This window comes from Evansella sp. AB-P1 (assembly GCF_029688925.1).
Lineage (GTDB): Bacteria > Bacillota > Bacilli > Bacillales > Salisediminibacteriaceae > Evansella.
Genome location: NZ_JARUKY010000011.1, coordinates 88,725 through 101,871, shown reverse-complemented (window position 1 = coordinate 101,871; position 13,147 = coordinate 88,725). Strand labels below are relative to the sequence as shown.

The 13,147-nt window shown below is 33.1% G+C and carries 14 protein-coding genes; 10 read left to right on the top strand and 4 right to left on the bottom strand.

Annotated elements, in window-relative coordinates:
- Positions 1-72: 72 nt before the first annotated feature.
- Positions 73-618 carry a YkoP family protein gene (locus tag QA612_RS13150; protein WP_278284275.1) on the bottom strand — a complete coding sequence of 182 codons (546 nt, stop codon included), beginning with the start codon at positions 616-618 and terminating at the stop codon, positions 73-75.
- A 367-nt stretch (positions 619-985) separates the two neighbouring features.
- Between QA612_RS13150 and QA612_RS13145 the strand changes: the two genes are divergently transcribed.
- The 3 genes from QA612_RS13145 to QA612_RS13135 all read left to right on the top strand — a co-directional run bounded on the left by QA612_RS13145 (position 986) and on the right by QA612_RS13135 (position 4,211).
- On the top strand, positions 986-2,995 hold the full coding sequence (locus QA612_RS13145; RefSeq protein WP_278284274.1) for a hypothetical protein: 2,010 nt from the start codon (positions 986-988) through the stop codon (positions 2,993-2,995).
- Positions 2,996-3,283: 288 nt separating this feature from the next.
- Positions 3,284-3,793, top strand: coding sequence for a ferritin (locus tag QA612_RS13140; RefSeq protein ID WP_278284273.1), 510 nt, complete (start codon positions 3,284-3,286; stop codon positions 3,791-3,793).
- 154 nt (positions 3,794-3,947) lie between these two features.
- The gene (locus QA612_RS13135) at positions 3,948-4,211 is read left to right on the top strand and encodes a hypothetical protein (protein WP_278284272.1); all 264 of its coding nucleotides are present in this window, start codon (positions 3,948-3,950) and stop codon (positions 4,209-4,211) included.
- A gap of 24 nt (positions 4,212-4,235) precedes the next feature.
- Here the strand turns inward: QA612_RS13135 and QA612_RS13130 are convergent, their stop codons facing one another.
- Both QA612_RS13130 and QA612_RS13125 read right to left on the bottom strand, forming a co-directional pair.
- Positions 4,236-4,523, bottom strand: a complete 288-nt coding sequence (locus QA612_RS13130) for a hypothetical protein (protein ID WP_278284271.1) — start codon at positions 4,521-4,523, stop codon at positions 4,236-4,238.
- Between the two features lie 53 nt (positions 4,524-4,576).
- On the bottom strand, positions 4,577-4,810 hold the full coding sequence (locus QA612_RS13125; protein ID WP_278284270.1) for a hypothetical protein: 234 nt from the start codon (positions 4,808-4,810) through the stop codon (positions 4,577-4,579).
- Positions 4,811-5,067: 257 nt separating this feature from the next.
- Between QA612_RS13125 and QA612_RS13120 the strand changes: the two genes are divergently transcribed.
- Together QA612_RS13120 and QA612_RS13115 are read left to right on the top strand one after the other, a co-directional pair.
- Entirely contained in the window at positions 5,068-7,299 is a 2,232-nt protein-coding gene (locus QA612_RS13120; RefSeq protein ID WP_278284269.1) for a poly(ethylene terephthalate) hydrolase family protein, read from the top strand.
- Between the two features lie 122 nt (positions 7,300-7,421).
- Positions 7,422-8,645 (top strand): CynX/NimT family MFS transporter, encoded by a 1,224-nt coding sequence (locus tag QA612_RS13115; RefSeq protein ID WP_278284268.1) that lies wholly within the window; start codon positions 7,422-7,424, stop codon positions 8,643-8,645.
- On the opposite strand, the gene uvsE is transcribed toward QA612_RS13115, so the two are convergent.
- The gene (gene uvsE / locus QA612_RS13110; RefSeq protein ID WP_278284267.1) at positions 8,640-9,521 is read right to left on the bottom strand and encodes a UV DNA damage repair endonuclease UvsE; all 882 of its coding nucleotides are present in this window, start codon (positions 9,519-9,521) and stop codon (positions 8,640-8,642) included. The two genes, QA612_RS13115 and uvsE, sit on opposite strands and share 6 nt — an antisense overlap.
- Positions 9,522-9,688: 167 nt before the next feature.
- Here uvsE and QA612_RS13105 point away from each other — a divergent pair, with 167 nt between their 5' ends.
- The 5 genes from QA612_RS13105 to QA612_RS13085 all read left to right on the top strand — a co-directional run bounded on the left by QA612_RS13105 (position 9,689) and on the right by QA612_RS13085 (position 13,019).
- Positions 9,689-10,477 (top strand): HAD family hydrolase, encoded by a 789-nt coding sequence (locus QA612_RS13105; protein ID WP_278284266.1) that lies wholly within the window; start codon positions 9,689-9,691, stop codon positions 10,475-10,477.
- 384 nt (positions 10,478-10,861) lie between these two features.
- On the top strand, positions 10,862-11,056 hold the full coding sequence (locus QA612_RS13100) for a DUF624 domain-containing protein (RefSeq protein ID WP_278284265.1): 195 nt from the start codon (positions 10,862-10,864) through the stop codon (positions 11,054-11,056).
- 284 nt (positions 11,057-11,340) lie between these two features.
- Positions 11,341-11,709, top strand: a complete 369-nt coding sequence (locus QA612_RS13095) for a hypothetical protein (protein WP_278284264.1) — start codon at positions 11,341-11,343, stop codon at positions 11,707-11,709.
- 41 nt (positions 11,710-11,750) lie between these two features.
- Positions 11,751-12,197: a hypothetical protein gene (locus tag QA612_RS13090; RefSeq protein ID WP_278284263.1), complete on the top strand. Its 447-nt coding sequence runs from the start codon at positions 11,751-11,753 to the stop codon at positions 12,195-12,197.
- Positions 12,198-12,509: 312 nt separating this feature from the next.
- Complete coding sequence (locus tag QA612_RS13085) at positions 12,510-13,019, top strand: type 1 glutamine amidotransferase domain-containing protein (protein WP_278284262.1); 510 nt, start codon at positions 12,510-12,512, stop codon at positions 13,017-13,019.
- Positions 13,020-13,147: the final 128 nt, after the last annotated feature.

Sequence of the window (13,147 nt, the reverse complement as noted above, 5' to 3'; positions counted from 1 at the left end):
ATTAAAATGACTGTCGCTTCAATTATAGGACAGTCAGATGTATTCGTCGATTATAAAATTGAAATGTCGTACTTAAATAAGTTTTAGTAACTCGTTTTTTGACATAAACAAATAGCTAACTCGCCTTTTTTCATATCGTTTAGCAACAAGTCCTGTTGAAATATAATGTATTGGTAATTGAGAAAAATATTTTAAAATACGATAACTTAAACTAGGAATCGGCTTTATTTCAAACCCAAGCCTTCCAACTAATTTATTTAGCATCGTTACTCCACAAATTCCTTTAATTTTATTTCGTAGTTCATGTTCATTCACATATTTTGCGAGCTTAGGTAACGCTTTTTTTACCATTTGATAGAGTAACAATGTTTTTTGCTTTGATGATGTAATGGTTTGTAAAAGCTTTATTATTTTTATGTTATGTAGATGAATCTTTATTAATAAATCCCCTTTTAAAATGATATTACCATCAGATAGGATTTGAGTTGGACCTTTATATTTTATCAAGTGAACACGAAATACAGATATCTTATCATCTGTTTCAATAGAAGCAAATTTTCTTATTTTGTGATAATAAGGGTCAAGTATGTCCCAAGTGTTAAGTAGGTGATTTCTCATTTGTCTGTTCTCCCTAATCAATGACTTCTTTTCATTCATTGTACTGCGATTATTAGTAGTAATATTTTATTCAACTCCTTATTTTTCATTCTTACAAAATATGCTAAAACACTTTATTAGCATAATGAGATAAAAGAAAAAAAGATGTTGATTATGGAGAATAGTGAGATTAGCAAGAGGTCATGTGTACTTAGTGTAGATTAGTTAGCAGGAATAAAACGTACCAATGACGAAATAGTTAAATTAACAAGACATTCAGGTTCCTACAGATAGGGAGTATATTTTACGTATATCTAGTGGAAAACCATTTGAAAAAAGTATGAGTTAATGTTTAATGTAATTTCATTATAATAAGGGAGAGGATTAGATGGAGAAATATTTGTTGAATGAAAATTTTATGGATTTTGAAATTGGTGAATTACCTTACGATAAAAGTCATTCGGCTACAGGAGAGTACCATTATGTAATAAATGAGGGATATGCAGGAAAATGGGTAGATCCAGTATGTAATTATACCTATAACGGATCAGGTGCATCTTGGATTGTAACAGAGGATGAAGGCAAGCATTTTATGGAACAAATGAGAGTTAAAACGGATAAACCTCATATTACTCATCCAATGTTAATGAGTGGTGATATTAACTGGTTTAACTATGTTGTAACATCAAAAATAAGGATGTTTAAAACTTCTGGCATTGCTGGTATTGGATTTTGTGTTCATAATAGTATGAACTTATTAGCCCTTGTTTTTGCAGATGGAGAAGTTAGATTAGAGCATCGTCATAAGATGAAAAAAGAAATTTTTGCAAGTAAACCGTATACGTATAATTGTGATGATTTTTACGAGTTAAAAGCGGAGTGTAATGAAAACGTTGTCAAATGTTTTGTGAATAACGAATTTGTTTTTGAAATTTCGAATGATAGAGTTGCTGAAGGTGGTAAGGTCTGCTTGACAGCAACAGATCCTACTCAATTTGAGAATATAACTGTTACTGCAGATCAAAAGACGATAGATGCCATTAAAGAAAAAGTGAAGGATAAAGAGGAGTATTTAACTGAACTCCGTGACCAATATCCTAACATGAAGCTTTATAAAAAGATAGACTTAAAGAACTTTGGTGCAGGGAGACAATTAAGGTTTGGACATCTTTGTGGGGGAGATAAGTGGTATGGAGTTATTGCGCAAAGTCAGAAGAGAGTACATAGAGATGCATACGGCCATATAAGCTGTCTTACTGCTTTCGATTTAGATGGAAATATTCTTTGGCAAATTGGAGAGCCTTCAACGAAATATGATGAAGGACAAATTTCTGCCGATATGCCACTTCAAGTATATGACATTGATGGCGATGGAATAGACGAAGTTATTACTTCAAGAAATTTTGAAATATTGATTCTTGATGGGCGAACTGGAAAAGTTAAAAAGAAAGCGAAAATGCCTTTTTCAGATGATGATGATTCCACACTTATTGGTGTTCCTAATGATATTTATGCTTTTGACAGGATTAATGCAGATGGAATTAGAATAGCTAACTTTACAGGAAAGGAAAGGCCAACTGATATTCTTGTGAAGGACAGATATTGTCGTATTTATGCTTTAAATAGTGATTTAGAGCTTATGTGGAAATTTAAGAGTGAAACAAATACGGGACATTTTCCATATGCTTTTGATATTAACAATGATGGCCATGATGAACTTCTTTGCGGTTATAACCTTCTTGATCATAAAGGTAACATTATTTGGAAACTACCAATTACAGAAGACCATACAGACGAAATCATTTCAGGTAAATTTATGGCAGGATCTAATGAAGGCCATATCGCATGTGTCTCTGGTTCAGAAGGGTTCTATATTGCGGATTATAACGGTAATATTGTAATGAAGGATGATATAGGTCATGCACAGCGAGTTAGTACAGGAAACTACTGTCCAAAAAAGGAAGGCTTCGAATTATGTGTAACTAACTATTGGGGACACCAAGGAATTGTTTATTTTTATGATTCGAAGGGAAACCCATTATGGGAGCTTGAAAATGAGCTGAATGGTAATGTCATAACCCCTGTAAACTGGAAAGGGGATGGATCTGATTTAATATTGTTGAATCCAGATATTAAACGAGGTGGCCTTATCAATGGAAATGGAGACATGTGTGTAGCATTTCCAGATGATGGCCATCCAGAGATGTGTGCGGAAGCAATCGATCTTACTGGTGATGCAAGAGATGAAATTGTTGTATGGGATTATCACACCATGTATATTTATACTCAAGATGATGGATACATGGAAGATGCTTATAAGCCAGTAAAGTATCCTCATTATAATGCATCTAATTACAGAGGCGAGTATTCCTATCCGAGTAAAGACTATTTAGTATAATTTTATTTTCAGGGTAGACTTTACATGCAAGAAAAACTTGCACCACGGGAGATGAAAATAATTTTGATCCAATTGGAATGATTGGAATCCTACGAGACTCCTCGAAAATGTTTACACATTTTCTTCGGCGGGTTGTCTGTGGCCCCTTGTGGTGAAAGGGAAGAGTAATGGTACGAATGATTCGTATTTCTATATTAGGATTAGTTATTTTTTTGGTAATCTTAATAAAAATAGAGCTAATGACCAAGACTTAATATAGGGGAGAAAAGAAAATGAAGGGTGATATTGATGTTGAGTAAAAAGATGTTAAATGCTTTAAATGACCAAATGAACCGTGAATTTGAAGCGGCACATACTTACATGGCAATGGCAGCATGGTGTTCTGGAGAAAGCTTAGACGGCTTTGCAAACTTTTTCCTCGTTCAAGCAGAGGAAGAACGTTTTCATGCTATGAAATTTTATAAATATATTAATGATCGTGGGAAACGTGTAACTATATCTGGTTATGACACGCCAAAGAATGATTTTAAATCCATTTTAGATGTTTACGAAAGTGCTTATGAGCAAGAACAAAAAGTTACAAAAAGTATATATAAGTTATCAGATATTGCCATGGATGAAAGAGAACATGCCACTATCCAGTTTCTAAACTTTTTCTTAGATGAACAAGTGGAAGAAGAAGCTTTATTCGATAGTATCATTGACAGGCTTAAACGAATACAAGGAGATAACAATGCACTCGTTATGCTCGATGATGAATTCTCTAAGCGATCTTTTTCACCGGAAAGTAACGAATAGGAGGATGAATTAAGTAAAAGAAAATATTTCTCGTGATTAAGATTTTATAAAAGGGTAAATAGCGTAAAGGAAAACCTATCGAGTTATCTCGTTAGGTTTTTCTAAGTTATGGAAATTATGTATGGAATACAATTTTAATGGGAGTGAATATGAAATGAAAAGGTATGATGAGTATGATAAAGATGCATATTTTCAATTAAGGGACAAGATGATCAGGAGACTTCCTGAGCCTGAAAGATCTGTTTTTCAATATTTCAGGAAAATTGAAAGAAGAAATTTAGCTGATCACGGTAAGTTAGTTATTAATGGAAAAAGTCCGATACAGGAGACAGCTGAATATTTTATGCTTGATGTATCTGAAACCAAGAAAATCTGTCTCCGTGCAACAAACATGATAAAGGATTTACTGAGGAATTAAGGGTAAGTAGGAAAATGTATCAAGTTAACTAATACTTTTTGATTTGTTACGATTATAAACGTCTATTATGATAGCTGTAATTAAACTACAAATACCACCATAAAATAAAAATACTGCCCAAATACCCTTAATTAAATCTTCAAACCCACCTGTTGACAGTCTTGCAGAAATTATCAAATAAGTGGAGATGGAAAAACAAATAATAAAAGGTATATATTTTATACTTTTTTTAGGGAAGAATCGTGATAATAATAACGTGAAAATAACAAAGAGAAGAGCTAAAATGATAATGATACTTAGACCGCTATTCATCTACATTCCTCCCTTTCACATGTTAAAAGCAATTTTAATTGACCTCTTCTGAATTAGTTTCCATTCAACAGATCGGTAATTTTACTTATTCTTTCTTTTTGTTCGTCCTTTGAAGATAAGTCGTATTTTTTTAGTAAATGAAATACTTCATTTAATGTTTCTTGTGTTCTTTTTTCATTTATATAATGTGATAATTGTTTTTGTAGTGAACTAGGAAGAAAAGGGGATTGATCTTCTAATTTTTTACGTACATCTTCTATACTATGATCTAATTTACACTCACTCATAATGTTTTAACCACCTTTTGTAATAATCTACTATAAGTTTATCAAAGGTTAGTGGGTAAATGCTAACTTTTCTATTTTCATTTAGGAATCAGTTAACGATATTGGGTTATGTTATAATATGGAAGTTAATGATAAAATCTATGAATATCTTATTTCTTTATTTTTGTGGTGATTATTTGGTAGGATTGATTTAGGTTTAAAAATTCCATCGCATGATAGCATGCTAATATAAGACTATAGAGGAGTAAAAAGAGATAATGGCCATTCCAACTAATATACATAAAAGATTAAATCTTTTTTTTCAATGGTTTCAACTCAGATGTTTAAAAACATTGGAATACGATACAAGATTTTGGTTAATGATGAGCATTGGTCTATACATTGCTACAAGTGTAGCAGCAATAACTACAGGAATAGGAAATCCTATAGGTTTAGGTATACTTTTTGACATTGTTGTTTATTTTATCCTAAATCTCATTTTAATTGTTCTTTGTTCTTTTTTATTTGCTACCACATTATCCTTTATGTACGTTCCGGTTCCACGTTTATTCGTGAGTAATGTATTATATACAGGGCTTATGGTTTATTATGTTTTGAACAATCAAAACGTTGGAACTTGGTTTTCTATGATTATTGCAATAAGCTTTACTGTTTTAAGTATCTTACTTGGTATGATAATTGGGGTCTTAACAAAGGAAGAATTTAGTGTACGTAAAAGAGTTTCATTAACAATTTTTCCTTTGTTTATAATCATGTGTTTTATTTTTTGGCCATCGTCAAAAGGGGATATCATGCCCGTTTTTTCTAACAATGGACAGGGAGATTATATTATTCCTCTAACGGATAATAATCCTTCTGATCCTGGTCCTTACTCTTATACTTATTTTACGTATGGGAATGGTCAGGATAACCATAGAGGTGAGTTCGGTGAAGATGTAACCTTGATCTCTGATTCGGTAGATGCTTCGGGATATAGTAATACATGGTCATGGGAGAGGAAGCTTTTTTGGGGATTTGACGAAAAAAATCTTCCTCTAAATGGGCGTGTATGGATGCCAGAAGGGGAAGGTAAATTTCCTCTTGTATTAATTACCCATGGGAATCACACGATGGAAAACTTTTCTGATGATGGCTATGGTTATTTGGGTGAATTATTAGCAAGTAGAGGTTTTATTGCAATATCCATAGATCAGAACTTTTTAAATTATTCTAATTGGACAGGTAGCACTAGTAGAAATTATGAATTAAGGGCATGGTTTTTTCTTCATCATCTTCTGCAAATTGAAAAATTTAACAGCAAGTATGATAATCCTTTTTCTGAGAAAGTTGATATGGGAAATATCGCTTTAATTGGTCATTCTAGAGGTGGTCAAGCTGCTGTAATGGCTGCAGATTATACTACATGGTTTTCCGAAGATGATTCATTAGATGGTGTTGAGGATTTTGGCATTCAAGCAGTAGTTGGCTTAGCTCCTACAGATCGAAGAACAGATGGAAAGTCTCCAGCATTAGAAAATACGTATTATTTAGTATTGCATGGCTCTTATGATGGAGATGTTAATAATTTCAGAGGTGACCGCCAATATAATCGGACTTATTTTGAGCAAGGATCCACACGATTTAAATCATATGTTTATATTGAAAATGCTAATCACAGCCAATTTAATGAGGATTGGGGAAGAAGAGATATGAGTCTTCCTGGTGGGTTGTTTCTTGACGGTAGTAGTATTATGGATGCATCAGATCAAAGAGAGATCGCAATGGTTTATATATCCGCCTTTCTTGAAACAGCGTTACATGGTGATGAACAATATGTTCCACTATTTAAGGATTACCGCTATGGGCTAAATTGGCTACCGGCTACTCAATATATAAGCAGATATGAGAGTGGAGAATTCGTACCATTAGTACGATTTAATCGTAATCAAGATAAGGAGTCATTTCATCATAATATTACAGCTGAAGCAACTGGTTTCGCTACATGGGAAGTAAAAGCTGCAGAGGACCGTCGTAGAAATAATAAGAACACAGATGGAGTCGTTTTAGAGTGGTATCAAACAGGTGAATATTCTATTAATATTAGTGAAGAATTTTATGAAAATGTAATGTCAGATTCACCAGAAAAGCTTACGTTTTCTATGGCTAACCTTGGAAGAGACATGGAAGTAAATAATAATGGAAGTCCAATGATACCAACAGTAAATATTGAACTTGAAACGAAAACAGGTAGTAGCTTTACGCTAGATTCACAAGATTTTTATCCATCGCAGTTCAATACTCAATATACGAAATTTAGTTGGTCTGATCAATTGTTCAGAGATGGGAAATATAGCGAATCAAATGAACCTATTTTTCAAACGTATATATTATCGTTAAGTGATATTGAAGAGGTTTATGAAGATTTTCAGCCGGATTCAATTAGCAAAATAACTTTTCATTTTAAAGATGCTCCAGGAAAAGTTATGATTGATGACATAGGATTTTATTAAAATACCCTTGGAAACTTTTGTAGTCAAGGGAAAACAAGTTTGATTCAGATCCATAATTAATGGAGCTCTAGTGTGTTTACCTAACACGCTAGAGCTTCACTCATATAAAAGGGGTAATACATGTGGAAAGTCAACCATTAATAAAACCTAAAATTATTACCGTTAATAAGATTTTATTGATAGTAGGAATTCTTTTTGTGTCATTTAATTTGAGGCCTGCTATTACTTCCGTAGGTCCTTTAATTGGTTATATAAGAACAGACTTAACTATCTCTAATGGTATTGCGGGTTTAATTACTACGATTCCACTGCTTTCGTTTGCATTTTTTTCACTAGTAGCTCCAAAGCTAGGTTATCGCTACAGTAACGAATGGATGGTATTTGCAGGTTTATGTACGTTAATTACTGGGATGATTATACGATCAACAGGATTTATTTCATTTTTGTTTATTGGAACTGCATTAGTAGGCATTGGGATTGCTATTTCTAATGTGTTACTACCGAGTATTGTAAAAAATAGATTCCCTGAAAATATAGGTCTTTTAACGGCAATTTATACTACTTCTATGTCAGGATTTGCAGCTCTAGGATCAGGATTGACTATTCCTATTGCGAATATTTTTCATTTGAATTGGCAACAAACGTTATTAATATGGAGTGTACTAGCAGTAGCGGCAGTTTTGTTTTGGATACCACAGCTTCATTATCGTTCTCAGAATAAAAGCTTTAAGATAGAACCTACCCATGCTGAGTCTAATTCATCCATATGGAAATCTAAAATAGCTTGGCAAGTAACCATATTCATGGGGTTTCAATCCTTTTTGTTTTATTGCATGATAGCGTGGCTTCCAGAAATCCTTAGTGGAGGGAATGTTAGCATTACTGTAGCGGGCTGGATGCTTTCGATAATGCAAATTGCTGGTCTACCGATGGCATTCTTTACTCCTATATTCGCAGATCGGTTAAGAAATCAACAAGGTATAGTACTTATGATTGGTACACTCTACGTAACTGGTTTAATGATCCTTTTAACTACTAATAATGTTATTTTTACTCTATTTGCTATCATTCTTATAGGGCTAGGGCAAGGTTCTGCCATAAGTCTAGCGCTTACTTTACTTGGATTAAGAGCTGCTAATGCTAGCCAAGCAGCTCAATTATCAGGCATGGCCCAATCAGTAGGATACAGCTTTGCAGCAATTGGCCCATTCCTTATCGGATATCTTCTAGATATTACCAACTCTGTTGCAATACCTTTATTCATTTTTTTATTTATTGTTATTGTTATGGTAATAGTAGGTATGGGTGCGGGACGGAGCCGTACAATTTTTCAAAAGGAATTATAATTTCTTATACACTTCTTTTTGTATTTTTAACACAGCTAATTCTTTCATTTTAGCTTCTACCATAATATCAACATCCTTATCCTTTAATACTGACAGGAGGGATAAGAAGTCTTTTTCAAAAACGTAATCATGATGACGACGATCATTTATGTGTTCTTTCCCAGAGCTAATATGAACTTTCGGGATTCCTACTTTGTCCCAAGATGTAAATACATGATCTAATAGTAATTCTATAGGTTGATCAGGATTGTTACAGTTGTGATGATGGATATCGAAGCATATAGGGATACTGCTCTCCTTATAAATATCAATTACATCCGATAACGTGTATGTACGATCATCATTTTCTAATCGTAGTTTCCTTTTAATACTTGAGGACAATTTCTTATAGTTTTCGATAAAGCGTGCCTTTGCTAGATCCAGATTGCCATATTCACCACCACCATGAATAATCATATCTGTTCCACCTACAAGCTGTAAGAGCTTATCATGGTACTCTAAGTCAGCGATGGATCGTTCTAAAACATCTTCCTTTGGTGTATTCAGCAAGGTAAATTGACCTGGATGCATGGATAAACGCATATTGTATTTATCTTTGTACTTTTTAATTTGTTTTGTTAATTGAAGTATATCTTCATCATTCCACCAATCCCAAGTCATTTTTTCGTGACTACCTAATGGCACAATGCCGGTACTCATTCGATAAAATAGAATGTTGTGGGAACGATTCCATTCTAAAGCAGCTAATACATTTTGTAGGTTATGTACGCTTAATTCTTTTATAATCGAAGGACCTCTTTGATAAAAGGTAGCTAGACGACACGTTTTAAATTTCGTTGGTAATGATAAGTTGATGCAAGCATATCCTAACCGCATTTATAAAACTCCTATATTTTTGTAATGTATAACTGTATTATTATGAGAATTTTCAGCTTGTAATATGAAAGATAGTGAAAATCTATTTACTTCGTGTTGAAATTAATGTAATTTTGATTACATGAGCAAAGTTTTCAGAAATTATTTCGTTTAGGGGTGCTTACATAATGATTAAAGCAATATTTTTTGACTTAGATGATACACTACTTTGGGATCAGAAGAGTATTAAGGATGCCTTTGAGGCTACGTGTGAATATGCACAAACAAAATATGATGTTGATCCAGAGAAGTTAGAAGAAACTGTTCGCAAACATGCAAGGGATTTATATTCATCTTATGATTTTTATGATTTTACTCAAATGATTGGAATTAATCCATTTGAAGGACTGTGGGGTAATTTCTTAGACGATGACGATAACTTCAGAAAAATGAAAGACAAAGTTCCTACCTACCGTAAGGATGCATGGACAAAGGGATTACTAGAGTTAGGAATAGACGATCCTGGATTTGGAGAAGAACTAGCAGAACGATTTCCTAAAGAACGACGTCAAAAACCTCATGTTTATGACGAAACGTTTAAGGTGTTAGATAAATTAAATGATGAATACAAATTATTACTATTAACAAATGGTTCTCCTGATTTACAAAATACGAAGCTTGATATCACGCCAGAACTTGTTCCATATTTTGATCAGATTGTCATTTCTGGTGCATTTGGAAGAGGGAAGCCGGATCCGACTATATTTGAACACGCTTTATCTCTTATGGAATTAAATAAAGATGAAGTTATCATGGTGGGAGATAATTTGATGACTGATATATTAGGGTCTAGTCGTGTAGGAATTAAATCCGTTTGGTTAAATAGACATAATAAAGAACGTAACGAGGTAATTCCTACTTATGAAATAACACATTTAGAAGAACTTTATTCAATATTAGATGAATTAAATAAATGAGTCTCAATAATTAAACTAAACTAACTTTATAAAAACATTACGAATTTTTTCTAACGGTTTTACTTCAGGTGTGCAAACAAATAATTCAAAAGCAAAAACACATGCGATTTTACAGAAAGAATCACATGTGTTTTTTTGTTGTTATATCAGTGTTTTATTGTTAAACATGCAGGAAATCACACAGTAATTCACACCACTATTCGCATAAGTGGAAATAAATATTTCCTACTTGTGATTTTGATGTGATTTGCCATGTGAATTCTAATGTGAAAGAAAAGGATTTGGATATTTATGTTAAAATAGACTAGAGATATTTACAGATTTTATGAAGTGATGTACTTAAAGAAACGGGGAGATTTCCACAACAATTTGGAGGTGGTAGAAATGAATTGGGTAATCGCTATTGGAATAGCGTTGCTAGTCATTGTCTACTTAGCAATGGAATTAGCTACAAATGAAGATAAGGGGATGAATTTACGTTCTTATATCAAGGCTTATAAGAAGTCTCTACTGTTTATTTGTATTTTCTTTATTCCCCTGATAGTGATTTCGGGAATTATCTATTACACGTTCCTTTAATTTTCACTAACAGGTCGTTGTCGCTGTTGGAGAAAGATGGTTATTTGGATATCTTTTACCACATTATCGAACATACAGAAGGGATTAATAATCCCTATGACTAATGTTGTTTAAGGTAAGAAGCAGATTAAGCGATAAAACCTAATCACTAAAAAATGAAGGTAGAGAAAAGACAGAATTTATATATGATAACAACCAATGGAAGTGGATGGTAATTGATATACTAATATGCCGTATTCAATTAACAATAAGATTACTAATATAATTGATGAGGGGGAAATCTGATGAATTATATAAGCAAATCATTAGTTTTTATTATAAGCTTTTCTTTATTAATTGCTTGTTCTACCGTTCAACCTGACAGAGATTTTGAAAAAACAGATGTGATTGGTCATATCATTGATGTTGATGAAGCGAATACTGCAGTCAAAGTATCTGCTGATAATGTATACGCAGCCCCAACAATTACATTTATAATTACGGATGTATCTACATTTTTTAATGAAGAAAAAGACGAAATATCCTTTAAAGACCTTGAAGTTGGTCAAAATATAAACGCTTGGTATACTGACCCAGTACAAGGAGGTTACTCTCGAGGAATTGAATTAAATTATTTACAAGTTGTTGATATTATAGATGACTTTGTTAGGTAACAAATTATTGTTGTTAAGGTGCTAACGGGGAGGTTAATAAAATGAGAAAGAAGATTCATATGCAACATTTCATATATTATCTTGTATGGACGATAATTATAGGGGGAGTTATGTATTTGGGGCACAGAATAGGACAATCCACGCAAAATTATGACAGCATTATTCGAGTAGATAATTTTGTATACGTTCACCATGCTCTTTATCTTCAATTGTTCCCAGTCATTATTGGCATGCTTTTGAGAGCACCCATATTAGTGAAAGAAATCAAAGAAGGAAGAAAATGGAGTTTGGATTACATGAAGTTGCTTGTAATCGGAATACCCGCTTTTTATGTTACTTTTAGCCACTTCTTATGGGGAATATCCTCTGCTTTCTTTCCATTTACTTTACCGTTCACTTTGTTATTATCAGCGTCATTTGACACCTCCATCATAACGATTACTGGAGTTATTTTTGGTTATATTTTGCTTGATAGTATTAAAGAATGATTGATAGGGAGTTTTCAACTATTGCACTAACGGATGCGTTCGATAAGCAAATATGAAAGAAACGGACGAAGAATTTGTGCTGTTTTTAATATGCGAATTATAATGTGATTTCAGTTGTAAAAGTTGTGTGATTTACTATGTGTATTCATCTGCGATTTGACGTTTTACACCTCACAAGTAAACCCGTTAAATTTTTTCGTAGTGTTTTTAATTTCCGTCTGAAAATGGTTAAATCTTTGAAACTAATAGAGTACTAGTTTATAGTAATAATGAAAACGCTTTATAAATTGTATTTCATGGGAGGAATATTACATGGCAAAAGTAGCATTTTTATTAGCTAAAAATTATGAAGATTCAGAGATGAAGGTACCATATGAAGCGGTTAAGGAAGCGGGACATGAAACAACTATTGTTGGATTAGAAAAAGGGGCAGTTTGTGAAGGGAAAAAAGGGACTGTATCCTATACCACAGAGGTAGCTGTTGCAGATGTAAATGGGAATGATTTTGATGCAGTAATTATACCTGGTGGCAGTGCGCCAGAAGCGTTACGAGTGAATGAAGATGTTGTTCGTTTCACTAAGGAATTAAACAGCCAAAATAAATTAATAGCAGGTATATGTCATGGTCCTCAAGTAATGATTAGTGCAGATGTACTAAAAGGAAAGACTGCTACTTCTTTTATTGGAATTCGAGACGATCTAAAATTAGCTGGTGCAGAATACAAGGATGAAGAGGTTGTTGTTAGTGAAAATATAGTGACTTCACGTACACCAAAAGATGAACCAGCCTTTGTAAGAGAGATATTAGCAAAATTGTCGTAATACATCATGTATCATTTAAATTATTGAATCAAAAGGAAGGTCGCATGATTTTTTCGAAACGAAAATTTCATGCGACTTTTTAAAATATGCCTATAACTATTAAGAAGCAATACATTTGTGCAGGGACT